Raw genomic sequence first — 23,601 nt, 5'->3', positions numbered from 1 at the left:
GGAGAGCAGGAACTCGTCCTCGGCCGTCCCGATCAGCCCCCGGACCGCCTGGGCGAACCTGACGTAGAAGACAGTGTCGTCAAGCTGCTCGCCGGTCGTGTCGTACTCGAGGATCTCAAGGCGGTAGCGTGACTTTAACCGGTCGAGCAGGCTCTCCACAATAGCGGTCTCTTCGACGTTTAAACTGATGGTGACCCTGCCGGAGGAACCCCTTCGGTCGTCGAAGTCGATGTAGGCGATGTTCGCCCCCGCTCCGGTGATGTAGGTGAGGAGTTCGAAGAGGGAGCCGGGTTCATGGGGGACGTATACGGAAAATCTGAGGAATCCGAGCGTGGGCAGCGATTCCTGGAGATAGCCGATCGCGTGGAGGTCTTGCTTCATCCGGGAGTAACTCTCCGGCGTGGTGGTCACCTCAAAAAAGACCGTGGCGGGATCGATCCTGCGATCGTACTGGATGCGGATGATGTTGCCCGAGTAAGACTTGACGATTTCGGCCGCGCGATGCAGCGCGCCCGGTTTGTCGGGCATTCTGGCGACAAAAGAATACTTATTCACCCGGTTCACCTTGTGATTTTTATAGGTGAGTGGCCGTCCTATAAGCACTTTTTTGTGTGTAACGGCGAACGAGAACGGGAAAAGAGCATTCCGGTGCCCGTACGCCGCTTCCCCGTGACAGGTCACGCCGGCGCGATCTTTGAGCGCACCGCCTCCACCCAGGAGCGGATGGCTTCCCAGTCACGGAAGTCTCCCGTTTTTGCCCGGATCATCGTAACGATGGCACGGTCGGTGAAGGACAGGCGACTGCTCTCCAGTTTTCCCGGAAAGATACCGATCTCCACCGGGTTTACGAGCATCCTGACCTGGTCCATCGACGCCTCCGCCTTTCGGAGGATATCGGGCCCGCCGTCTGCGACCGTGAGCCCCACGGCAAAGTAGGCGACCGGGATGGTGCGCAGATACTGCTGGTTTTTCTCGATGAAGACCTGCGATTCCGGGAGCCATTTCCCCATGTAGATCGGACTCCCGATGACGGCCGCCCGATACGGGGAGAGGTCCTGGACTTCGCCCACCGGCTGCACGTCGACCGTAATGCCCGCTTTCCGGAGTTCTTCGCCGATCGCCTCCGCCACCTCTGCGGTCGAACCGTAGCGGGTGGCATAGGCAACAAGAATCCTGTCTGCCATAATACAGGTATCTCTCGTTCGATTGGTTTTATTCATTGCGGAAGGTACCGCGTTAGGTTCTTATGGGTTGGTTCCCCTGTAGGTTCGATGGCGACACGAGAAGAGGGTGCTAAAAGATGGTACCACAGAGGCCAGGCTCTTTGCAACGCCAGAGACTACAATAAAGCGGTCACGTGTTACGATAAAGCCCTTGAACTCACCCCTGACGACCCGGTTCTCTGGAGGCGGAAAGGGTTTGCTCTCATCAAAGCCGGCCGTTGCAATGAGGCGCTCGCCTGCTTTGACCGGGCACTCGCCCTCGATCCCGAAGACGCGACAGCCTGGCAGAGGAAGGGATACGTTCTCGCGCACCTCGGGGAGCACAACAGCGCCATCGCCTGCTGCGATAAGGCGCTCACGCTGGATCCGGAGCATCTCCTCACCTGGCAGTGCAGGGGCTGGGTGCTCGGGGCCATGTGCTGCTACGACGAGGCGGCAACCTGCTACGAGACGGTCCTCTCGATCGATCCGGAGCGGGGCTCCGCGGCCTGGCACCGGGACTTCATGCGGCAGAAGAGGGATCTTGCGGCTCTTGCGTCCGAGATTCGGGAGGTCGAGCGCACCATCGAGGTGCCGGCCTGCATCCGCGACGTCGCCCGCGAGCGGGACTACAGGAACGTCGGGCTCGCCCGGGCGGTGCTCCAGGAACTCGCCCGGAGGGCGGAGAGGCCGGCGATCCAGCGCCGGTGAAGCTGACCGTGTTCACCGGAAATCCATCTTTTATCCCTCTTGCGTGAGGCACAAGGCTCTTATGAAGCGGAGTTGGAGCACAGATGGTGCGACTTGCGGGGAACGCGAAGAGTGGTAGTGGGTGGAGTACCTACCGCTGCACCTTAACGCCGCTCAAGCTCCGCTTGTGCTCGCACTTCGTACTTTAACGCTGTTCGAACACCGTTCCTACGACCTCTTCTTCGTACTGCCCATAATTTAGTCGAAATAAGGCAAGAGCCCGGTGCTGTGGACCGCGGAGGAGGAGCGCGAAGCGCGGGCGGGGTGCGACGAATGGGACGTCCGGATCTTGAGAAGACCGAAGGTCTTCGAATGGGGGTTAGAGGTAGCAATTTACGAGATGGAGACCGGGGAGGGGGCTGCACTCCCCTCGAAGAACTTCGTTCTTCTCGTGGTCCGTTCCTGTCGGAACATCGCGCCTCGCACCTTCGGTGCTCACGTTCGCTTTCGCACACGCCTCGAAACCCTGCGGGTTTCTCGAGCTCCGTCCTTTCAGGACGTCGTTCTCCGGAGCGTCGTTCCCCCAATGGCGATATCCCCTTGAAATCCGTGCCAACATCTGTCAGAGCCGGAGACTGTGGGTCGCCCTCGCTCGGCCGGTCGTTTCAAAAAAAGTTGTATGGAGAAGGGGCCTACCCCGTCCGGCGAACCCGCTTCACCGGTGCGCGAAGTACGCGCTCACCCGGCCGCCTTCCACCGAGTCGATCCGGGCGAACCCGATCCGCTCGAACTGGATGACGTGGTCCGCCTCCCCGGCGACCGGCGGCTCGCAGAACCCCTCGAGGCTCCCGTCCTGCCGCAGGAGAGTGCAGGGGAGTTTCGCGTCCGCCGGCAGCCACTGGATGATCGGCGCCTTCTCGCGCCGGGCCTCCTCGAGCGAGTCGCCCGCGTAAGATACGCGCGGCTCCTCGCCGTCCCACTCGATCTTCACGTTGTAGAGGTCCTTTAGCCGGACCATGCTCTTGCCCGCGATATCCGCCCGCGGGAGGAGGATCGTTCCGGCGGCGACGAGGGTGCGGACCCCCCGGGATGGGTCGTTCGGGTGCAGTGCCGCGTGGGCCTCGTGACGCGGAGCCCCCTCGACGGTCACCTCGATTGGATCCGGCACGAAGAAGTAGCGGTTCGCCTTCGGGTCGACGAGTTCCTTGTTCCGGGAGTAGAGGTTCTCCCACGAGAACGATATGTCGGTCTCGCCGATACCGATATCGACCATGGCGTTTCGGACCGCCTCGGGCTGGATACCCCGGCGCGCGATCGCCCGGAGCGTCCCGAGATGGATGTCGTCCCAGCCCGTGTAGAGACCGCTCACTATCCCCTCGCGCATCCCCGACGTCGAGAGGACGACGCCCGATATCCCCATCCGGCCATAGTGTCGGTAGACCGGCGGCTTCCAGCCGAAGTAGTCGAAGATGTAGCGCTGTCTCCGCGTGTTTGCGATATGGTCCTTCCCGCGGATCACGTGGGTGATCCCGAGCAGGTGGTCGTCCACCGCGACCGAGAAGTTCATCAACGGAAAGACCGTAGCGTCCACCCGCGGGTGGAGGGGCGTATTCACGATCCGCATCGCGGAGTAGTCGCGCATCGCCGGGTCGGGGTGGGCGAGTTCCGTCTTCACCCGGACGGTCGCATCGCCCTCGTAGAACTCCCCATCAAGCATCTGCTGCCAGAGTTCCAGGTTCTCCTCCACCGTACGTTCCCGGCAGGGGCACGCCCTGCCCTTGAGTTTGAGTTCCCGGAAACGCTCAGAATCGCAGACGCAGACGTAGGCGCCGCCGAGTTCGATAAGTTTCCTGCACCAGTCGTAATAGATATCGAGCCTGTCACTCTGGTAGACGATATCGGTGATCCCGAGCCCCAGCCACGCGATGTCTTCCCGGACCATGTCATATGCTTCGGGATCGACCCTCCGCGGGTCGGTGTCCTCGATACGGAGGACGTACCGCCCTCCATAGCGCCGGACATAGTAGTCGTTTAAGATGGAGGCCCGGGCATGCCCGAGGTGCAGCGGCCCGCTCGGATTCGGTGCAAACCGCATCACCACGCCGTTCTCCGCGCCCTCAAGGGCGGGAAGTTCCCGGACGTGTTCGTGCGTCTCGGAAGGTTCGGCGAGGAGTACGGGGGCGAGTTCCAGAAGGCGGCTCTTCCTCTCCGCCGCGGTCATCTTCGCCACCTCTGCGACCACTTTTCCCGCGAGCGGCCCGATCTCCCGTGCACGGCTCCGGAACTCGGGGTGCTTGCCAAGCACCGTGCCGATGACTGTCCCGCTCTTCGGGGCGCTATCGTGCTTCACTGCGTTCTGCAGAGCGTAGATAAAGAGCAGGTGCTCAATATCGGTCTCCATGGTATCAGTTGCCTCGGGCGATGAAGAAATCGGCGATCTCCGCAAGAAGCCGCTTCTCCTCCGAGTCGGGGAGGACCGAAAGCGCCTGCTTTGCGATGGTGGCCCGCTCGACGGCAACGGCACGCACCTCTTCGACGATGCCCTCGTCCTGCAGCCGGGCGATGAGATCGTCGATCTCGGCACCGGTAAGTGCCCTCCGGTACGGAGCGAGATCGATCCCCCTCTCGCGTGCCCGGATGGCGATCAGGGTCTGCTTCCCTTCCCGGATGTCCGAAGCGCGGTCCTTGCCGCTCGCCTCAGAACTTGCAAGGAGATCGATGAGATCGTCCTGAATCTGGAAGGCAACACCGCTGTTCACCCCGAACTGGTAGAGGGCATCGGCCTGGACCGGGTTCGCACCCGCAAGGATCCCGCCGATGGCGGCAGACGCGCCGTAGAGCACCCCGGTCTTCTTGCTGACCATCTCCAGGTATTCCATCTCCAGGACGTCGTGGCGCTTCTCGAACGCCATATCCATGCTCTGCCCCTCGCAGATCTCGGTGCATGTCCGGGCGAGCATCTTCACCGCGCGGATCTTGGCGGTTTCGGAGGCATCCGAGAGGCAGATGAACTCGAACGCCTTCGCGTACAGGACGTCCCCTGCAAGGATCGCCGTCGGCTCATCCCAGACCGTATGCACCGTTGGGACACCGCGCCGGGCGGCGTCGCCGTCCATGATATCGTCGTGGATGAGGGTGAAGTTGTGGGTCAGTTCAAGCGAGAGCGCCGCCGGGATCAGGTCGTCCGAGCTTCCTTTCCTCACCGCATCTGCAGCGAGTATGACGACCGCCGGGCGGAGGCGTTTGCCGCCCGCAAGCAGCAGGTGGGCGCTCGCCCGGAAAAGGTCGCCGTGGACGTCTCCGAAGTAGCGGTGAATAACTTTGTCGATCCGGTCAGCATTCTTCTCCAGGTAGTCTTCTAGCGTCGTCATGCACTATCTCCTACTTTATCAGGAGGCTCTTGCCGTTCCTCATGACGTGGAGGTCGTTTCCAAGCGTATACCCGATCTCCTCCGCGAACTTCGCATAGCCTCCGGTCATCCCGATATCGCCGTGCGACGGGATGACGTGCTGGGGGTTTAAGAGATGGAGGAACTCGTAGTGGTCCTCCCGGTAGGCGTGACCCGAGACGTGCAGCTCGTCGAAGATCCGCACGCCCGCCATTTTGGCGCGAGCTTCGACCAGGTAGCGCTGCCCGTAGTTCATCGGGTTCGGGATCACCTTTGCCGAGAAGAGGATCTTGTCGCCCTTCTCCAGTTTGTAGGGGGTATCTCCCATCACGATCCTCGTCAGGATGGCGCCCGTCTCCCCCTGGTGGCCGGTGACGATCGGGAGGAACTTGTCCTTCCCGGTCTTCATGATCCGCCTGAGCGTCCTATCAACGGTCCGGCGGTTGCCGAACATCGAGAGCGATTCGGGGAACCCGACCAGTTTCAGCTGTTCTGCCGCCGAACTGTAGCGCTCCATCGACCGCCCGAGCAGGACCGGTTTCCTGCCGATCTCGTGGGCGCATTCGGCGATGGTCTTGACGCGGGAGATGTGCGACGAGAACGTCGAGACGAAGAGAGCGCTTTTGTCGTCCTCGTAACTCGTGATGGTGTCCCGAACCAGGTCCCGTGCGATCTTCTCGCTCGGGCAGCGTCCCTTATCGGCAATGTTGACGCTCTCCGTGATGAGAGCGATGACGCCCTCCTTCCCGATCTGGCGCAACCGGGCGAAGTCCGGCGGCTCCCCGAGCACCGGCGTCCGGTCCAGTTTGAAGTCGTTCGCATAAACGACCGCGCCCCGCGGTGTGTGCAGGACCGGAAAGACCGTGTCGATGATCGAGTGCTGGGCACGCACGAACTCGAGCGTGAGGTGCGGGGAGATGGTGTAGCGCTGTCCGGCTTTCAGGGCGAAGAGTTTATTGTTCACCCCGAACTTCTGTTCGCCTGCAATCTGTTGCCTGATCAGTTCTGAGGTATAGGGCGTGCTGATGATCGGGGCGTTGTAGCGGTGCGCCAGTTTCGGTATCGCACCGATGTGGTCCAGGTGCCCGTGCGAACAGACGATCGCCTTGACACTCCCTTCTACCGCATTCATGATGGTGTCATCAGGAATGGCCTTCATCTCGATCAGGTCCAGAGAATGCATATTCTCGATATCAGCATCCTCATGGATCATCACCTGGTCGAGGCGTAGGCCCATATCAAAGATGACGATTTCCTTTCCGCAGCGGACGGCAGTCATATTTCTGCCGACTTCGTTATATCCGCCCACTGCTATGATCTCAATATCCATGTAGCCTCCTTGTTGGGATGTTTGTTTCGTGATTAGTCGCTGTTTCTAAGCATTTGCCGGGTCAGGCCGGTTATATACGTCCGTGCGTGCCGGAGATCCCGTGTCGACCGGGATCCCGTCAGGAACATCGCCACGCGAAGTTCGCGGTGCATCGCCTCGATGGCCGCAGAGAGAGCATCATCGCTCTCCATGGCCGGTTTTAAGAGAGGGAGCGCCATGCCCCCGAGGTCCGCCCCGAGGGCAATTGATTTCGCGATATCGACACCCGTTCGGAGTCCGCCCGTCGCGATGATCGGGCCTCCCGCCGTCCGGACCTCACAGAGGCTTACCACCGTCGGTATGCCCCAGGAGAGGAACGCTTCCCCGAGATCGGCGAGCCTGGAGTCGTTCGCCCGCAGGCGTTCGATCTTTGCCCATGATGTGCCCCCGTAGCCGCCGATATCGATAGCGCTCGCTCCTGCTCCCCGGATAACCCTTGCCGTCCCGGCGGATATGCCGGAACCTGTCTCCTTCACGATGACCGGGTAGGAGAACTCTTCACAGAGGTACCTGAGCGCTTCGAGGCACCCCTCTGTGTTATGATCGCCCTCCGGCTGAATCGCTTCCTGGAGCGAATTGATGTGGATGGCGATCGCCTGTGCATCGATCATCTCGACAGCCCGTTCCGCCCACTCGATGCCGTGGTCGCGGAGCTGGATGATTCCGAGGTTTGCACAGAGGAAGGCACGCGGCGCTTCCTCCCGCACGACGGTGAAACTCTCCTCCAGTTCGGGCTTTTCCAATGCCGCTCGCTGAGAACCGACACCCATGCCGAGGTTATACCGTTCGGCGGCACGTGCCAGCCGCCGGTTCACCTCGAGGGTGTCCGGGTGTCCTCCGGTCATCGCTGCAATGAAGAGAGGGGAGCCGAGTGCTCTACCGAGGAACCGTGTTTTCGTCTCGATTGCATCCATGTTGCACTCGGGAAGAGCGTTATGGACCAGCCGCACATCGTTAAACCCGGCATCGCCGGCCTCGACAGGCTGCTCACAACAGATGACCAGATGATCCCGTTTCCGTGAGGATGTGGCGGTCTCGTTCGTCATGGCATACCCCTTCCGATTATCGTTCCGCCATGCCCGGTGCCGTCCAGGAACCGGCCAATCTTTGAGACATGGAAGATGTGCGAATCGATGCCTCCATCGGCCAGCGCCAGGAGTTCTGCAATCTTGCCCTGCATGCCTCCGGTCACATCGGTGTTTCCCGATCCGCCAACATCGAGTGATTCTGCCGTGCTCCGGTCGATACGCGGGATGACCTGGCCGTTCTGCAGCACCCCGGGCACGTCGGTTGCAAGGCCCACGCGCCGGCTCGCGAGAGCGGCGGCAAGACGGGTCACGAGCTGGTCGCCCGAGACTATGCAGGAGCCCCGGAGACGGTCCATCACCACGTCGCCGTGCAGCACGGGGACGATCCTGTGTTCTGTCATTTCGGCGATGTGGCGGGTCTCGAACGAGACCAGACGTCCGTCTTGTGCGAGCGCGAGATCGAGCGGGTGGATGCCGATCGCCTCGACCCCCGCGTCCCGCAGGGCATCGACGACCGCGGTGTTCAGGCTTGAGACGGCCGCGTGTGTCTCATAAACGCCGGGAACATTCTCCCTGGTGAGACCGTCGTTGATGCGGTAGCGCCGGGCCTCCGGGTGCCCGCATGACCCTGCACCGTGGACAAGCACGAGCGCGGTCTCTCGGTGTGCGCCAAGCTCTTCCGCAACCTCGTGCAGGCGAGCGTGATCGATAGCGCATTCTCCCGACTTGTCGGTGATCACGCTCCCTCCCAGTTTCAGTACCACGGTCTCAGTCATGCTTCTCTTTTCTCGCGCCGTCTGTATCGATCGTTGTGATAATTGCTTTTCCCTCGCAGGCCTCAATGGCCCCGGCAACCCGGCTCTTTGCACGGCGGGGGCAGAGGGCAATGATGCACCCGCCGCCTCCTGCTCCCGTGATCTTCGCGCCGTATGCGCCGCTCGCCCTCGCCGCGAGGACGAGTTTGCTGCTGACCGGATGCCCCACGCCGAGCGCCTCCAGGAGGGCGTGGTTTATGTCCATATACTGCCCGAGTTCCTTCGGGTTGCTGATGTTATGGAGGGCGGCAAGCGTCACCGCCCCGATAGCGTCGAGTATCGGGTTTGCGACACCCGGCTGCTTTCGTCGCAGATTCCCGACCAGTTCCACCATCTTCGCGGTGCTGTGCGGCACCAGGGTATTCCCCACCACGATCTGCAGGTTCTCGGGAGGAAGTCTCCGCTTGGAGCCCCCTGTGATGAGCACCATCCCCCCGTTTGCCGAGACGTAGGTGTCGGTGGGGCTTGCCCTCCCTTTCTGGACCTTCTTTTCGATGGCAAACGCAGCTTCGGCGATATACTCGCGGGTGTGCCCGAGACGGAACTCGTCGTTGATTGCAGAAAGCGTGGCCACCGTCACCGCGGCTGACGATCCGAGCCCGGATGAACTCTGCAATTGTGAGTGGACGTATACGCTGCCCCGGACCCCCATCAATTTGAAACACTCGTCGATGTAGGGTGATTTAGGACGTGTCGGGTTGCGGGATTTCCTCACCGTGACAAAGACGCGAGGTTTGATCGCCATCGCGACTCCCGGCTTACCATAGACCACTGCATGCTCGCCGAACAGGAATATCTTGCCCGGCGCGCTCCACGTTGCCAAATTACACCACCGCTATCGCCGCATACCCCACAACCTGATTGTAATCCTCCGTCACGTCGCCGCTGGTCGTATACCGCAGGAGTTCCCCTCTCTCTGCACCGAGCGATTGGCATGTGATGCACATGGCGGCGATTGGGCCGTAGCCACAGACCGTGGCGCCGGTCTCCCGGAGTCGGTGATAAAACTCCGGCACGTCCAGGGTTTTGAGTGCATCGATTACAGTGAGGTCATGCCGGCGGGCCACCTCGTCCGGGACGTAGTGAGAGAAATCGCTCGAGGCGACAATCCGCACGTTTCGTCCCGTGTGCTCGATCGCCTGAAGCAGGTGCTCTGCGAGGCTCACTGCCGCCTCATAACTCTGGTCTCCCATAAGAACGGGCGCAACCCGTGCTCTCGGGAACCGGTATTTGATGAACGGCATCTGCACCTCGATCGAGTGCTCGCTCCGGTGCGATACCTCATCGACCTCGATATCCAGTGCGTCGACAAATCCTGTATCGACGTCTACGATTCCAAGAGGCGTCGCCCACGGGACGGCAGAGGCACTGGTCATGTATCCCCGGTGGCTCGGACCGATGACGACGAATGTGCCGTCAAAATCAGGTGGTATGGTAGAGAAAGCACAGGCTCCGGTCTCCCCCGAGTAGACGTAGCCTGCATGGGGAGAGACGACACCCCGGGCTGTGATGCCCGGAGCCTTGTTTCGGAAGAATGTTTCCAGCAGTTGCTCCAGATGCCTGGGCTCGGCAGGATAGAACATTCCCGCTACACTGCATGGGCGCATATCCATCAAGGTTGAGCTCTTGTGCTTTGGATCTTATAACTCTGTCTCAAAGTCTTCGGGAGTGAGTGATGTGGCCACACCGCGCAGGCGGAGCAGTTCCTTTGTCAGGAGGTAGTAGATCACCGAGAGTGCTTTTCTGCCCTTGTTGTTCGTTGGGATGACCACATCGACGTACTTCGTCATGTTGTTGGTGTCGCAGAGTGCGACGATCGGGATACCGGCCTGGACTGCCTCGGTGATCGCCTGGGAGTCACCGATGGGGTCGGTCACCACGATCACGTCGGGCTCGATGTACTTGTTCAGGCGCTGGTTGGTGAGCATCCCGGGGATGAACCGGCCGATGACGGCCATGCCGCCGATAGCGTCGGCGAACTTCTTCGCCGGGTACTGACCATACTGCCGGGAGGTGACAACCAGGATCTTCGCGGGTTCAAACTGCGAAAGGAACTGCGCAGCGACCTTAACCCGCTCGTCGGTTGCCTGAATGTCCAGGATATACAGCCCATCCCCGCGGACGCGGTAGATGAACTTCATCATGTCCTTGCTCTTCTGCTGGGTGCCGATGTGCACACCTGCCGCGAGATACTCCTCAACGGGTATTAGTGGCTCTTTCAATTCTATTCCAAGTTCGTTTCCTGTCAAGTTAGATCAGCTCCTCTATGCGAATCAGTTCGTTCAGTTTGGCTATCCGTTCTCCGCCGACCACGCCGGTCTTGAGGAAGATGCACCCGAATGCGGTTGCAAGGTGCGCGATCGTCGCGTCGGTGGTCTCTCCGGACCGGTGGCTCATGACGGTCTCCATTCCGCTCTCCTGGGCGAGGTGTATCGCCTCGAAGGTGTCGGTGAGCGTTCCGATCTGGTTCGGTTTGATCAGGACGCAGTTTGCTGCGCATGTCTCGGTGCCTTTCGTGATACGTTCGACGTTGGTCACAAAGAGGTCGTCTCCGCAGATCAGGCAGCGGTCCCCGACCTGTTCGGTCAGGTCGGCGAATGCATCGAAGTCTTCCTCGAAGAGAGGGTCCTCGATGTAGATGAGGTTGTAGCGGTCGACGAGATCCGCCATGTAGGCGATCTGCTCTTCCCTGGTCCGCGCCGCATCCTTGTAGCGGTAACGCTCGCCGTCCCAGAGTTCGCTTGCCGCCACGTCGATGCCCATCCGGACCTCGACGTTCATCTCATCGGAGACAGTGTTGATTGCCTCAGTGATGATCTCGAACGCTTCGATGTCGGTTATGGCAGGAGCCCACGCGCCTTCATCCCCCTTTCCGGAGAGTCTGCCCTGCTTCTGCAGGATCTTCTTCACCGCGCCGTGAACGGCAGCATTGACGAAGACACCCTCCGTTGCGCCGGAGGCCCCGGTGGGGACCACCAGGAACTCCTGAATGGATGTGGCATTCGGGGCATGCGCGCCTCCGCCGATGACGTTGCCGAGCGGCAGGGGCGTCTCGCTGGCAAATGCACCGCCAAGGTAGCGGAAGAGTTCAAGGTCAAGAGACGATGCAGCCGCCTTTGCACACGCAAGCGAGAGTGCTACGGCGACGTTTGCGCCGATTGAACTGAAGTCGGGTGTTCCGTCGTTCTCTCTGAGTAATGCGTCGAATGTGATCTGATCGCGGGTGTCTTCACCGATAAGCGATGGAATCAGGTTTTTCTGCGCGTCCTCGACAGCTTCACGCGGCGGCCGTACCTTCGCTTCATAGGTTCCGGTGCTGGCACCGCTCGGGGCGCAAGCCCGCCCAAAGCCGCAACTCGTGTGGATTTCGGCCTCGACGGTCTCGTTTCCACGGCTATCGAGGATTGTTCTTAAGGTAATCTGTTCGATGGTCGTCATCAGATCACTACTTTCTCTTCACCGTTATAGGGATCACGTCTCGATCGTACTCTTCAAGTGCGATCTCGAGCGGCTCTGTTTTTGGCGTTTTGACCAAAACCGGTGCACCCATCGATATCTGAAGAGCACGAGCCCCTATAATCCGCGCTCGTTCATATCGGGTATACGATTCCATCGTGTAGCCTCAAAATCATTAGTGATAAAATGGGGTCGCTGAGATTTGAACTCAGGTCACAGCATCCCGAACGCCATAGGATGGCCAGGCTACCCCACGACCCCTCATTGGTACGGATTCAGGTCCTCCACTACTACCTTGTGCGTCAACAGCATCCGCCTGCAGCAATATCGCTCCAGGCCGAGATCGTCGAGGATCCGTTTTGGATCCTCGCCCGCATCCCGCCGCTCCTCGAACTCCTTCCAGGCTGTAGAGATGACTTTACCGCATGTAAAACATCGTACGGGTATCATAATAATGGTCCTGCATCCCTTATATCTCTTTCCTCACCGGTAGGACTTCTGGAACTTTGCCCGTGCGCCGGAGCCGTGCGGTTTCTTGGCTTCTTTCTGCCGCGAGTCATTTACGAGCAGAGTACGGTCATACGCGAGGAAAGCGTCCTTAATCTGCGGGTCGTTGTGCCACTCCACGATGCCGCGTGCAAGCGCCGTCCGGACTGCCTCGGCCTGCCCCATCGTACCGCCGCCGGAAACATCGATCGCCGCATCGACACCGTCGAGCGCGTTCGGAGCCAGCAGCAGCGGCTCGGCGATCTTCATACGAGTCAACTCGTTCCCGTAGATCTCCAGGGGTACGGAGTTGATGCGAACCCGGCCGTTGCCGGGTTTCAGGGTCGCCCGGGCGATTGCCGTCTTTCTCTTACCGCTTGTATTGATGATCTTTGCCATTCCATCACCCTACTTTAATATTTTGCTCCGAGGTTGGTGCTTATCGCCCCGATCGTTATATACCTTGGGCTGCTCAGCCGGTCGATGTGAGCGCTCTCCAGCGTTTCGGTTTCCATCCCGGCGAGCTCTACTGGAACGCCGACATAGGTCTTGATCCGCTTGAATGCGGCGATACCGCGCTCGCGCTTGTATGGCAGCATGCCCCGTATGGTGCGCTTGACGATATGATCGGGCCTGCGCGGGAAGAACGGACCTCCCTCACGAGACCCCCGCTCGCGCTTTGTGGTGTAGTTCGCGAGCACGTGCGCCCGGTTTCCGGAGACGATTGCTTTTTCCGCGTTCACGATGGCGATCTCCTCGCCGGCAAGCGCACGCTGCGCGACGATGCTAGCCATTCTTCCGAGCCGTAGTCCGTCTGCGTCGATAACTGTAACCATTCGTCTCACCTGAGGATCCGTACCCTGCTCCCCTTCGGGTTGTCCCGAACGAGGTCCTCGATGGTCATGCACGTTCCGTTGGCACCGGTGATCTTGCTCACTGCTGCCTCGGAGAAGTCCAGGGCGGCAATCTTCACCGGCAGGCGGAGCGCGCCGCTGCCGAGCACCTTGCCCGGCACCAGGATTGTCTCGCCTTCGTTCGCGTACCGGTCGATCTTGCTGAGATTCACCTCAGCGTAATTCTTCCGGGGTGCATCCAGCCTCTTTGCAATCTCGCGCCAGATGTTCGCCTCATGTAAGCGTGACGCGTCTTTGAGCGTCACGATGAGGGCGGTCAGCCGGGGGTTCGATTTAGTCTCGGTTGTCTTCTTCATTCAGTCCCCTCTCCCGTTATCTCGTTCATCACGTCTGCCAGGTCGTCTGATGATTTCTGGATATACTGTAGCGCTCTCTCGATGATCTCCCGGACGGGCATTGAGCCGTCGCCTTCCACCACGAAGATGAACCTGTTCGGAGCGGCATCAATATGGATGGCTGCTTCGGCTCCGATGCCGCCGGCAAGGCATGCCCGTTCGCAGAGCCTGCAGAGAGAACAGAATTCCTGCCGTCCCTCGATGACCCGAACTTTCCCCTGTTCTGCTTCGAGCACGCCCCTTGGACATTCGTCGACGCACATGCCGCACCCATCGCACCGCTCATCGATGATAATCTCGGGGTAATTCTTATAGCCGCAGGCGGTCGTCGCCTGCCACTTGGCATGCTCTTTTCCGGTGCCGACGATGGCGTATGCTTCGAGTACGACCTTCTGGTCCCGCGCAAGATCGATGATGGGGATTTTCTCCTCCGCCGGTGCAGCGTCGGGATCCTGAGGGATCAGATCGTTCGAGTAGACGGTCCTGGGCCCCTCAACGGAGAGCGTATAGGTGGCGGTGCAGATAGGGCATCCGACGCCTTCGCAGGAGCACTCGCTGCGCGGCTTGTAACGCTTCAGGTCGGTCCGGAGAGGTATGAGCCCCAGCCGGTGTGCCAGCATCTCATCGAAGAGAACACTTGTGTTATCGTAGATACGGATATCTTCGATGGCGAGCGTCGGCACTTCGCTGATCATCGCCCGCCGGAACGTGTTGGCGAACGATGTGGAAACGCCGCTAAGGGTGAATTTGGCGACTCTCTCATCCAGTCGAGAAAACGCTATCTCCATTACACTCTCCTTCCTCTCCGGCCGCCTTTACCGCGGATGCCGTCATGGGGCACCGGGGTGACATCTTCGATGCGGCCGATCCTCATCCCCGCACGGGCGAGGGCACGGATCGCTGCCTGAGCGCCGGGCCCCGGGCTCCGCTGTTTGCCGCGGCCGGGTGCACGGACCTTCACGTGGACGCCGGTGATTCCCTTGTCGCGTGCGTTCTGTGCGACCTGGATTGCCATCTGCATGGCTGCGTAGGGAGAGCTCTCGTTCCTGTCCTGCTTCACGACCATGCCGCCGCTGCTCTTGGTGACTGTCTCCGCTCCGGAGAGATCGGTGACGGTGATAATGGTGTTGTTAAAGGAGGCAAAGATGTGTGCAATGCCCCATTTCTCTTCTGCCATAATATTACCTCATTCCTGTGCGGGCGATGCGGCTTCTCTCAGGGTGAACGTCGTTCGTGAACGGGGATGGGCCGTAGTAGGAGATCTCCTGCTCTTCGGCTCTCGCGACCCGGTAGCTCGGCACGGTCACGCGGCGACTGGAGATCGCGATGTGGCCGTGGGTGATGAACTGGCGAGCCTGTTTTGGGGAGCGTGCGAACCCCTTCCTGAGGACCAGTGTCTGGAGGCGGCGGTCGAGTTGCTGCTCGACTTTCAGCGCAAGAACATCACCGACGTCGGCGTTCTCGCCGACGAGACCGTAGCGGTGCAGGTGGTTGATAAGTTGGTCTCTCTTCTTCTGGTAGTCCTCGGTGCTGAGTCCACCTGAGCGGAGTGCTACCAGTTCACGGGCGGCAGCGCGGTATTTCCGCAGCACGCTCTGGGCTTTCCAGAGTTCACGCTTGTTTCGGAGCCCGTAATCGATGATGAGCCGCTTTTCGTCCTCAAGTCTGGTCTTCTCGAACCGGCGCTTGGGTGTCGCGTATTGCTTGTGGTTTTTTCCAGGATATACCATTCAATCACCGCTCAGTTCTTCTTTCTCTTGACACCGACAGTCGTGCCCGTTCTTCCGGTAGACTTGGTGCGCTGACCGCGGACCTTCTGTCCGGTCTCGTGCCTGATGCCGCGGTAGCTGCGCATCTTTCTCATGCGGTTGACGTCGTCATCATTCATCATGGTAAGATCGTTGCCGAGGAGGTGGCGGATCTCTCCGGTGTAGACGTCTTTTGGGCGGTTTACCATCCAGTCGGGCACCTGTTCGGTGTAGGTGTCGACGGCGTTTGCGATCCGCCCGACGGATTCGTCGTCCAGCTTGCCGAGCACGGCATGCGGATCCACGGCGGCAAGGGCGGTGATGGTGCGCGACGTGTGCGGACCAATGCCCTTGATCCCCGTCAGTGCGATGTGCACTGCCTTGGTGCCGTCGAGATCAGTGTTCCTGATTCGAACAAAGTACTTTATCTCTTCTTCATCCATGTGATCGCCTCATCATCGACGTTGTCGGTGAAAGCGCTGAGGGAGGGATTTGAACCCTCGAGTCCCAGGGGGACACAGGTTTAGCAAACCTGCGCCATACCAGGCTTGGCTACCTCAACATAGAACTTCGCATCTTTCGACACTCGCAACACGCGATGTGTTGCTCCAGACACAGCATTCTATGACTTGTGCCTATTTATTTTGGCTCCGTTGATTAATAATAATTGTGGTGATCAGGGAGACCTGCGAGCCCGCTCGACTCCGCTCCCGATCAGCCCTGAGGCGATGATGGGGAGTGCGATCGTGGCGTCGCAGAAGCACTGGACCCGCGGCGACTCGAGCGCCTCCTTGCCCCAGCTGATCGCTTCTTCAAACGTGCACCCGGAAAGCCCCCCCCAGTGGGGGGCGTCGGTGGTGTACTGGATGGCGTAGGCGTGCCCGCCGAGGTTCTGGTCGTGGATCGACGCGATGACCTGTGTTTGCTGGATAAAGTTCTTCGGCACGCCGCCACCGACGTAGATGACGCCGGTCTTCTTCGCGTTCTCGACCATACGGGTGATCTCGTCGGTATCGGCGAGCTGGTCGATGTCGACCTTGACCCCGCGGCGACGGGCCATGACGAGGCCAATCCCGATGGACGAATCGCAGAGAGCGGGGATGAAGATCGGGACACCATACTCGGCGCAGGTGGCGACGAGCGACCGCCCTTCCGGCTTCTGCTCGCGGAGCCACTCTCCGAGACGCCGGATGAACTCCCGCGACGAACCCCGAAACGGTGCTATCTCGTCGGCGAACCGAGCAATCTCCGCATCTATGCTCCGGAATTCCTCTTCGTAGGCGAAGACGTCGTAGATGCGGTCGATCCCCTCCGCAAAGAGCGCCTCGTCGTCTGCGTGGTGGTGGCCGAGGTAGTGCCGGACGCCGAGGTGTTCGCAGGTGTCGTGGAAGATGTTCGCGCCCGTCGAGACGATGACGTCGACGTAACGGTGCCTGACGAGTTCGATGAGCACGTTCTGCATGCCTGCCGGGATCATCGCGCCCGACAGTCCCATGAATATCGTGCAGTCGGGATCGTTGACCATCCTGGTCCAGACCCCAAGCGACTCCCCGAGCTTTCGCCCCTGAAAGCCGGTCTTGCTCATGGACTCTAAGAGGGCCGTTATATCGCTGTTTGGTTTGACTGGCTGCGTAGGTTTCATGGAAAATCCTGGTATCCGTTTCTGGCTATGGCGTATTAATAATTGGCACCGGGGGGACGACCTTCCCTGAGGGGTGGAAGTTTGAGCAACGAGAGGCTGCGAGCGGGGCGGATGGAGGCTTTGGTGTTATCATATTGTGGGGATGCGGAGGGGTAGGTGCTCAGCGAAAAAGTAAGCACAGTTCGCTGGAGCAGCAACGGTACCCTTTGGAGACAGGAGAGGGGGGCAAGCCCCCCTCGCACCTAACGGTGCTCAAGCTCGCTACGCTCGCACTCCGCACCCTTTGGGTGCTCGAGCTCCGCTCCTTCGGAGCATCGCACTCCCCGTCAGCCCCTCCCCCAATGGCGATACCCCCTTGAAATCCGTGCATTGGGTAAGTGATGCTCCGAAGAATGGCACGGGGGATATGACGGGTCGAAAGGCAGGAGCACAAAGACTGCCAGATGCGAGTGGCGACAAAGAAAGCGCGAAAAAAGCGAGGGAAAAGTCCCGGTGCAGTGGACCGTGGGAATATCGCCGTGACTGCCCCCGCCCCATGGGGCGGGGTGCGGCGGGTCGTAGAGCCGGAGCATGAGCACCGAAGGTGCGGAGGAGGAGGCCGAAGGCCGGGCGGGGTGGGGGCAACAATTCTCAGATCTAGATCTTGAGCACCCATGCTCCTGCGAGCGATGGTCTGAAGGACATCCAATGAGTCGCCCCTCAATGAGTTCCCGCAAGTCTACACTCTGAGATTTAAGCTCCGGAGCGCCAGCCCCCGCCGCCCGCAAAAAGAGTTAGTATTATCCGGCCCTTTCACAGGGCCTGGACGAGTGAGTTCCGGGTCACGACGCCCGCTATCTTGCCGCTCTGCCTGACCGGGACGGAGCTGATGTTCTTTTTGAGCATCAGGTCGATGACGTCGGAGACATCCGTATCCGCGTCCATCGAGATCAGGGGCGCGGTCATGATGTCGCGCACGAGGAGGTTCCTGATCCGGTAGTCCTGGTGAGTTTCTTCCACGAGATCCTTGAACGCATGGAGCGCCTTTGCGACGTCGGTCTCCGTGACGATACCGAGGATCCTATCGCCGTCCTCGACGATGAACCGGTCGATTTCGCCGTCAAGCATTCTGCGGCGGAGATGGACGGCCCGCTCCTCGCCCTGGATGGTGTGTGCCGGTTCCATGACCTCCAGGATGCCGCCTGCCGGCCGGAGCACCTTCAGGAGATCCCCTGCCGTCACCTGCCCGATGAGGCGGTGCTCGGCATCGAAGACCACGACCAGCTTGTAGTGCTGGAGCAGCGGCACCAGGATGTCGATGCTCTGGTCCGGGTACGCGGAGGTGAAGTTCTCCTCGACCGTGTTCGCGACATGGATGGATGTGGCCTTCAGCGCCTGGGTCTTTCTGCTCCCGAGCGTCTCGGCGATCGCCGCCCGGGATGTCGTGCCGATGACCGTGCCGTTGTTGGTCACGATAAGGGGATCGACGCCCTCACCGAGCATCTTTTCGAGCGCTTCGCTGACAAAGGCGGACTTCGCGATAGTGATCGGTTTTGCCATCACATCTTTGACGAGTACCTGAAATCTGTCGCTCATTTTGCCACTTCCTTGATAATATCATCTCTCTTGAGCATACCCCGGATATCTCCATCCTCCACGACCACGAGGCTGTTGATCTGGTGCTCCAGCATCAGCCCGACGGCATCCTGGAGGGATGCATCGGGGGTGACGGTGATGACCGGGCGGCTCATGATGTCCTCTGCAACTGCCGATACCTCGACAACGTATCTGAAGCGTTTCTGCCCTGCCGGCTCCTCTTTCCGAAGGTGGGTAACGTCTTTCCTGGGCAGGTTCATCCGCTCGTCCTGATACTCATAAAATGCGAGGTTACTCTCCGTAATGATGCCGGCAAGGCTTCCATTGTCGTTAACGACAATAAGTTTATCGTTTTTTCCTTTTATTGTGTCGATGACGTGGTCCAGCGAGTGGTACCGGTTGACCGTAGCCGCATCTTCCATAATATCGCCGACCCGGGCAGAAAGCCCCCGTACGCGGGTCGAACGCATAACATCCAGTTTGGTGACGATGCCGGTCATCTTCCCGTCATTGATCACGGGCAGCCCGGAGATATCCCGATCAAGCATTATGGCTGCAATATCGCGGATGTTGGTCTCCGGTTTTACGGTGATCGGGTCCGGCGCCATCAGGATACTGACCGGGATCCGGTCGATTGGGCGCCGCCGCCAGATCGGTTCCGTCTGCCTGAGCCGGTAGGCGATATCCTTCTTGGTAAGGATGCCCCGAAGATCATCGCCTTCCATGACCGGGAGTCTCGACACACGATGTTTGAGCATCAGGTTTCGCGCATAAGCGACGTTGTCGGCCGGTGCAACGACGTACACCGGCGCGGACATCACATCAATCGCACGCATGCTCCTTCACTCCTCAGCAAATGCCTTTACAAGATCGTATTCTGTTACCAGTCCAACAAGGCGTGAATCCTCTATAACAGGGAACGCCCCGACACGCCGCCGGATCATCTCGAGGGCGACGTCGTGGATGTTCCGGTCTGGCGTGGTGGTGTGCAGTTCCCCGGAGAGGAGTGACCGTACCGGCGCTCCCATAACCTCAGCGGAGTCTCCGGTCGTCAGTTGCTCGAAGGCTTTGCCTTTCCCAAGATAACTCATGATGTCGGTTGCGGTAACGATGCCGCAGAGTACATCGTCGACAACCACTGGAAGCCGCCTGAACCTGCACTTCACCATCTCCCGACAGACGTTGCCGATCGGTGTGTCGGGACTGGTGACGCGCACTGACGATTTCATGATATCCTCTGCCCTGCGGCCCGAGTGCTCGGTGGTGAGCACCTTCATTACGTCGCGCTCGGTCACAATACCCTTCAGCCCTCCTTCGGCGTCGGTGATGGGAATCCCACCAACATTTTTGTTGATGATGATATCGATCGCATCGCCGATGCTCCCGGTGATGGGCATGGTAACCAGGTGAGGGGTCATGATCTCGCGGAGTTCCTCGTTGATGGCCGCGAGGAAGTTCCCCCCGTGTTTCACCTGCACGAGGTTGAACTTGTCGCCGCCGCCCATGAAGTTGATGATATCGCTGACGGTCACGATCCCCCGGAGGTGGTGCGTTCCCGCGTCGACGATCGGCAGCCTGCGGAACCCTGCCCGGGTCATGATCTCGACCGCCTGCATGATCGTCGTGGTCCGCTGTGCCGTGACAACGTCCCTCGTGGCGATCGCCATTATCTCGCCTTCATATTCTGCGATTCTCGTCTTGAAGTCGATCGGTCCGCGATCACGTTTGCCCGGCATCTTCAGGAGTCTGTCGGCCGGTTTCTTATCTGAGTTATTGGAATTTGGTTGCATGGTCTCACTCCTCTGAAATAGTATCCGAAGACATCCTCACGGCGTGCGGCCAGCGAGGGCGTCATGGCGGTCGATAACGCCGACGAGCCTCTTTCTCTCGTCGATGACCGGAAGGATGCTGATGTCATGGTCGACCATCAGCCGACTCGCCGTTGCCAGAGAGTCATCAGGCGTCACCGAGATTACGGGTGTCGTCATCACCCGCTCTACGGTAGTATCTGCCTGATTCTTTACCGATATGCGGAAATTTCCGGCGCGCAGGAGATCCCGGCGGGAGACGATGCCGATGGTCTCCTTCTTCTGCACCACAGGGAACGCGGTAAAGCCGCTCGCAACGATCAGGCTGTAGATGCGGTGTATGGGGTCATCCGGTGCGCAGGTGACGGGTTCCCGCGACATGGCGTCATCGACTCTGCCGGGGATGTTACGACGGGAGATCAGGACGGGGAAGAGTTCGGAGAAGAGCACCCCTCCCTGGTAGGTGCCGTCTTCATTGACAACCGCAGCGCTGTTGGTACGGGCGTTCATTATAGCGAGGCCGACCTCAGCAAGGGGCGTACTCGGGGCGACCTGGGCAGCCTCCCTGATAAATCCTTTGATGGTGACGTTTGACTTGGTATCCATAACCCGCAGAACGTCGGATATGTCGAGATAGCCCATCAGGCGATTTTTTTCGTCCACAACGTAGAGTTCACGAAAGACGTCTTCCCGAAGCACGCTCCGTGCTTTCGTGACGTACTCGTCGTAGCGCAGGGTGGGAATTTCCACCATCAGGTTTGAGGCCACCTTCATAGCAACTGTTCCTCCTCCCGACAGGCGGGGCAGAGCATAAGGTTGTCGACCCGCGAGAGGTCATCGGACATATTCCCGCACCGGTCACAGACCCCTAGAGCGTACTCTTCCTCGCGGTTAATCTCGATAAGGTCCGCCAGCAGCTCATTCACTTCGGCCGCGACGGTGAGGATATCCCTGACCGTCACGATACCAATGACCATCTGATCCTCGACGACGGGAAGCCTGCGGACACGGTGCTTTACCATCATTGCTGCGGCATCCCCGACCAGTTTTTCGGCACTGATCGTGATCAGCGGTGTGCTCATGATCTCACTGACGGCAACGCTGCTTGGTTTTGAGTCCTTTGCCACAACCTTGCAGTTGATATCCTCCTCCGTGACGATCCCGGTGGGCAGGTTATTTTGCAGCACAATGCAACTGCCGACTCCGTCGCGGCACATGGTCTGCGCCGCTCGGGCGACGGTCTCCCCTACATCGATGGTCGTTGGATGGCTCTGCATGACCTCCCGGACTGGTATGCGTGTCTCAAAACGGATGGCATCGCTATTATTCATCATGGGATTCTCCTGATCTGGGCGCTATTTGAGCCAATTCTCCAGGTGCAAGTCTATCTAGGTTTTAACAGTATAAAAGAATTCTCTCACCTCGGGATTGCGGTTTGTCCCCAAAATAGAGAGAATGCGCCGGACGGAACATATAATTATATTTATTTGTGAGTGCCACAACTCACTTAAGTATAGGGAAAATAGACCTACCTGAGGGAACTTAATGACGTTCTTAGTTCGTACGAAAAAAAAGATCTCGGGGTTCTTGAGGGCACTCTTTAAGAAGCGGACCTGCCGTATCGGGATATACGGCCCTCCCAATGCCGGCAAGACGACGCTTGCAAACAGGATTGTGCGTGATTGGGTTGGTGATGCGGTCGGGCCGGTCAGCGAGGTGCCCCATGAAACCCGCCGGGTGCGGCGCAAGGAGGACATCACCATCACGGGCCAGAACGGCAACTCAATAACCATCGACATCGTCGATACGCCGGGTGTGACGACAAAGATTGACTATAATGAGTTCGTCGAGTACGGCATCGAGAAGGAGGAAGCCGTCAAGCGGGCACGGGAGGCGACCGAGGGCGTGGCCGAGGCGATGCACTGGCTCCGTGAGGACATCGACGGCGTCATCTACATGCTTGATGCCACGCAGGACCCGTTCCAGCAGGTGAATATCATGCTGGTCGGGATCATCGAGAGCCGGAAGCTTCCGGTTCTTATCGTCGCAAACAAGAACGATCTTCCCGATGCGTCTCCTGCGCGGATCAAGAGCGCGTTTCCTCAACACCCTGTGATTGCCATATCCAGCCTTGAAGGGATCAACGTGGAAGAACTGTACGAGAATATGACGTCATATTTCGAGTGATTGAGATGATACAGGGTGTACAGATAGACCTTATCTCGGCGGAACGCCTGGATCGGCTCACTGCAATGGAGAAGATCCGCCTGATCCTCGACGACGTCATGGAAGGAAATATCGTTGTCCTGGAGAAGGGTCTCGCGCCGGACGAGCAGAGCAAACTCATTGAGATCACGATGCGGGAGATCGCGCCGGATGGATTTTCCGGGATCGAGATGGAGACCTACCCCGTCAAAGATTCTCAGAGCGGGTTTCTGGGGAGACTCTTCGGGGGGAAGCGCACCGAGACCCGCCTGACCGTGATCGGGCCTGCAAACCAGCTCAAGACGCTCAAGAAGGAGAAAGATCTTATCAGCGCATGGGTCTCCTCGTCGAGATGAACGGATATTACGGGTGATACATGCCTCACAAGTGTACGCAATGTGGCAGGGAGTTCGAGGACGGTTCGACAGTAATACTGAAAGGATGCCCGAGCTGCGGTGGGAAGAAGTTTCTCTACATCCGTGAGGCCGAACGGCACGACGACGTGCTGAAGGAGAAGACCATCGACGAGATTGCCCGGGATACGGGCGAAGATGTGCTTGAGGTCAAGCCGGATCGACGAAATGAGGAGATCGAGGTCTTCGAGCGGATTGAGAGCATACGTATCCTCAGTCCCGGTTCGTACGAGCTGAATATCGAGAAGTTGGCCCGATCGGACGAGGTCGTCGTGGGACTGGAAAAGGAAGGAAAATACGTAGTAGATATACTCTCCATGGCCAAGAAGAAGAAGTGATGCGCCGTTCACTCTATTGAGCGCCGGGGGAGCGAATCCCCTCTCGCGCTGTATCCCCAACTGCTGTGTTGCATAACTCTGGTTCTTCGACCCACACAGAAAAGATGCCGGACGTCCCTTCCGTCCCTCCATGCCAAGAACCGAACGTTGGGGACGCCCGTACCCTGACAATCGCGACTGGAGTATAT

General features: G+C 59.4%; 29 protein-coding genes and 2 tRNA genes. 4 read left to right on the top strand and 27 right to left on the bottom strand.

Going from position 1 to position 23,601, the window contains the following annotated elements; genetic code table 11:
- Positions 1–677: 677 nt before the first annotated feature.
- Positions 678–1,184, bottom strand: a complete 507-nt coding sequence (locus tag HL657_RS04545) for a flavodoxin domain-containing protein (RefSeq protein ID WP_317295647.1) — start codon at positions 1,182–1,184, stop codon at positions 678–680.
- Positions 1,185–1,271: 87 nt separating this feature from the next.
- On the opposite strand from HL657_RS04545, the gene HL657_RS04540 reads away from it, so the two are divergent.
- On the top strand, positions 1,272–1,913 hold the full coding sequence (locus tag HL657_RS04540) for a tetratricopeptide repeat protein (protein WP_317295646.1): 642 nt from the start codon (positions 1,272–1,274) through the stop codon (positions 1,911–1,913).
- Between the two features lie 694 nt (positions 1,914–2,607).
- On the opposite strand, the gene HL657_RS04535 is transcribed toward HL657_RS04540, so the two are convergent.
- From HL657_RS04535 to HL657_RS04410, 26 genes are all read right to left on the bottom strand, one after another.
- Positions 2,608–4,293 carry a glutamate--tRNA ligase gene (locus HL657_RS04535; protein WP_317295645.1) on the bottom strand — a complete coding sequence of 562 codons (1,686 nt, stop codon included), beginning with the start codon at positions 4,291–4,293 and terminating at the stop codon, positions 2,608–2,610.
- 4 nt (positions 4,294–4,297) lie between these two features.
- Positions 4,298–5,263 (bottom strand): polyprenyl synthetase family protein, encoded by a 966-nt coding sequence (locus HL657_RS04530; RefSeq protein ID WP_317295644.1) that lies wholly within the window; start codon positions 5,261–5,263, stop codon positions 4,298–4,300.
- A 10-nt stretch (positions 5,264–5,273) separates the two neighbouring features.
- Positions 5,274–6,611: an RNase J family beta-CASP ribonuclease gene (locus tag HL657_RS04525; RefSeq protein WP_317295643.1), complete on the bottom strand. Its 1,338-nt coding sequence runs from the start codon at positions 6,609–6,611 to the stop codon at positions 5,274–5,276.
- Positions 6,612–6,643: 32 nt separating this feature from the next.
- Positions 6,644–7,696 carry a type 2 isopentenyl-diphosphate Delta-isomerase gene (fni, locus tag HL657_RS04520; RefSeq protein ID WP_317295642.1) on the bottom strand — a complete coding sequence of 351 codons (1,053 nt, stop codon included), beginning with the start codon at positions 7,694–7,696 and terminating at the stop codon, positions 6,644–6,646.
- Positions 7,693–8,454, bottom strand: coding sequence for an isopentenyl phosphate kinase (locus HL657_RS04515; RefSeq protein WP_317295641.1), 762 nt, complete (start codon positions 8,452–8,454; stop codon positions 7,693–7,695). Before HL657_RS04515 ends, fni begins: the two co-directional genes overlap by 4 nt.
- Positions 8,447–9,316: a mevalonate kinase gene (gene mvk, locus HL657_RS04510; protein ID WP_317295640.1), complete on the bottom strand. Its 870-nt coding sequence runs from the start codon at positions 9,314–9,316 to the stop codon at positions 8,447–8,449. The genes HL657_RS04515 and mvk overlap by 8 nt, the downstream gene beginning before the upstream one ends.
- A 1-nt stretch (position 9,317) precedes the next feature.
- Positions 9,318–10,106 carry an AmmeMemoRadiSam system protein B gene (gene amrB, locus HL657_RS04505; protein ID WP_317295639.1) on the bottom strand — a complete coding sequence of 263 codons (789 nt, stop codon included), beginning with the start codon at positions 10,104–10,106 and terminating at the stop codon, positions 9,318–9,320.
- Positions 10,107–10,133: 27 nt separating this feature from the next.
- Complete coding sequence (gene rpsB, locus HL657_RS04500; protein WP_317295638.1) at positions 10,134–10,742, bottom strand: 30S ribosomal protein S2; 609 nt, start codon at positions 10,740–10,742, stop codon at positions 10,134–10,136.
- A 1-nt stretch (position 10,743) separates the two neighbouring features.
- The gene (eno, locus tag HL657_RS04495) at positions 10,744–11,931 is read right to left on the bottom strand and encodes a phosphopyruvate hydratase (RefSeq protein WP_317295637.1); all 1,188 of its coding nucleotides are present in this window, start codon (positions 11,929–11,931) and stop codon (positions 10,744–10,746) included.
- Between the two features lie 7 nt (positions 11,932–11,938).
- Entirely contained in the window at positions 11,939–12,106 is a 168-nt protein-coding gene (locus tag HL657_RS04490) for a DNA-directed RNA polymerase subunit K (RefSeq protein ID WP_292392146.1), read from the bottom strand.
- Between the two features lie 30 nt (positions 12,107–12,136).
- Positions 12,137–12,210: transfer RNA gene (locus HL657_RS04485), tRNA-Pro, on the bottom strand.
- Positions 12,211–12,399 carry a DNA-directed RNA polymerase subunit N gene (locus HL657_RS04480; protein WP_214020726.1) on the bottom strand — a complete coding sequence of 63 codons (189 nt, stop codon included), beginning with the start codon at positions 12,397–12,399 and terminating at the stop codon, positions 12,211–12,213. It abuts the tRNA gene before it with no gap.
- Between the two features lie 33 nt (positions 12,400–12,432).
- Entirely contained in the window at positions 12,433–12,834 is a 402-nt protein-coding gene (locus HL657_RS04475) for a 30S ribosomal protein S9 (protein ID WP_317295636.1), read from the bottom strand.
- 14 nt (positions 12,835–12,848) lie between these two features.
- Positions 12,849–13,271, bottom strand: a complete 423-nt coding sequence (locus tag HL657_RS04470) for a 50S ribosomal protein L13 (RefSeq protein ID WP_317295635.1) — start codon at positions 13,269–13,271, stop codon at positions 12,849–12,851.
- A gap of 5 nt (positions 13,272–13,276) precedes the next feature.
- A complete protein-coding gene (locus HL657_RS04465; RefSeq protein WP_317295634.1) occupies positions 13,277–13,645 on the bottom strand; it encodes a 50S ribosomal protein L18e in 369 nt (122 codons plus the stop codon).
- A complete protein-coding gene (locus HL657_RS04460; protein WP_317295633.1) occupies positions 13,642–14,472 on the bottom strand; it encodes a DNA-directed RNA polymerase subunit D in 831 nt (276 codons plus the stop codon). The genes HL657_RS04465 and HL657_RS04460 overlap by 4 nt, the downstream gene beginning before the upstream one ends.
- Complete coding sequence (locus tag HL657_RS04455) at positions 14,472–14,861, bottom strand: 30S ribosomal protein S11 (RefSeq protein WP_317295632.1); 390 nt, start codon at positions 14,859–14,861, stop codon at positions 14,472–14,474. The genes HL657_RS04460 and HL657_RS04455 overlap by 1 nt, the downstream gene beginning before the upstream one ends.
- A gap of 4 nt (positions 14,862–14,865) precedes the next feature.
- Complete coding sequence (locus HL657_RS04450; RefSeq protein WP_317295631.1) at positions 14,866–15,414, bottom strand: 30S ribosomal protein S4; 549 nt, start codon at positions 15,412–15,414, stop codon at positions 14,866–14,868.
- Between the two features lie 11 nt (positions 15,415–15,425).
- Positions 15,426–15,875, bottom strand: a complete 450-nt coding sequence (locus tag HL657_RS04445) for a 30S ribosomal protein S13 (protein WP_317295630.1) — start codon at positions 15,873–15,875, stop codon at positions 15,426–15,428.
- 34 nt (positions 15,876–15,909) lie between these two features.
- Positions 15,910–15,994, bottom strand: a tRNA-Ser gene (locus HL657_RS04440).
- Positions 15,995–16,108: 114 nt separating this feature from the next.
- The gene (locus HL657_RS04435; RefSeq protein WP_317295629.1) at positions 16,109–17,074 is read right to left on the bottom strand and encodes a deoxyhypusine synthase; all 966 of its coding nucleotides are present in this window, start codon (positions 17,072–17,074) and stop codon (positions 16,109–16,111) included.
- 792 nt (positions 17,075–17,866) lie between these two features.
- Positions 17,867–18,649: a CBS domain-containing protein gene (locus HL657_RS04430; protein WP_317295628.1), complete on the bottom strand. Its 783-nt coding sequence runs from the start codon at positions 18,647–18,649 to the stop codon at positions 17,867–17,869.
- Complete coding sequence (locus HL657_RS04425; RefSeq protein WP_317295627.1) at positions 18,646–19,485, bottom strand: CBS domain-containing protein; 840 nt, start codon at positions 19,483–19,485, stop codon at positions 18,646–18,648. Before HL657_RS04425 ends, HL657_RS04430 begins: the two co-directional genes overlap by 4 nt.
- A 6-nt stretch (positions 19,486–19,491) precedes the next feature.
- Positions 19,492–20,439, bottom strand: a complete 948-nt coding sequence (locus tag HL657_RS04420) for a CBS domain-containing protein (protein ID WP_317295626.1) — start codon at positions 20,437–20,439, stop codon at positions 19,492–19,494.
- Between the two features lie 36 nt (positions 20,440–20,475).
- A complete protein-coding gene (locus tag HL657_RS04415) occupies positions 20,476–21,231 on the bottom strand; it encodes a CBS domain-containing protein (protein ID WP_317295625.1) in 756 nt (251 codons plus the stop codon).
- The gene (locus HL657_RS04410) at positions 21,228–21,791 is read right to left on the bottom strand and encodes a CBS domain-containing protein (RefSeq protein ID WP_317295624.1); all 564 of its coding nucleotides are present in this window, start codon (positions 21,789–21,791) and stop codon (positions 21,228–21,230) included. Before HL657_RS04410 ends, HL657_RS04415 begins: the two co-directional genes overlap by 4 nt.
- 211 nt (positions 21,792–22,002) lie before the next feature.
- Between HL657_RS04410 and HL657_RS04405 the strand changes: the two genes are divergently transcribed.
- From HL657_RS04405 to HL657_RS04395, 3 genes are read left to right on the top strand one after another with little or no spacing between them, the layout of a single operon-like run.
- Positions 22,003–22,644: an Era-like GTP-binding protein gene (locus tag HL657_RS04405; protein ID WP_317295623.1), complete on the top strand. Its 642-nt coding sequence runs from the start codon at positions 22,003–22,005 to the stop codon at positions 22,642–22,644.
- A gap of 5 nt (positions 22,645–22,649) precedes the next feature.
- Positions 22,650–23,018 carry a DUF2073 domain-containing protein gene (locus tag HL657_RS04400; protein WP_317295622.1) on the top strand — a complete coding sequence of 123 codons (369 nt, stop codon included), beginning with the start codon at positions 22,650–22,652 and terminating at the stop codon, positions 23,016–23,018.
- A 20-nt stretch (positions 23,019–23,038) separates the two neighbouring features.
- A complete protein-coding gene (locus tag HL657_RS04395) occupies positions 23,039–23,413 on the top strand; it encodes a Zn-ribbon domain-containing protein (protein WP_317295621.1) in 375 nt (124 codons plus the stop codon).
- The last annotated feature ends 188 nt before the right edge of the window (positions 23,414–23,601 follow it).

It is taken from the genome of Methanoculleus nereidis (genome assembly GCF_032944295.1).
Classification (GTDB): domain Archaea; phylum Halobacteriota; class Methanomicrobia; order Methanomicrobiales; family Methanoculleaceae; genus Methanoculleus; species Methanoculleus nereidis.
This window is presented reverse-complemented; position numbering and strand designations above follow the sequence as displayed.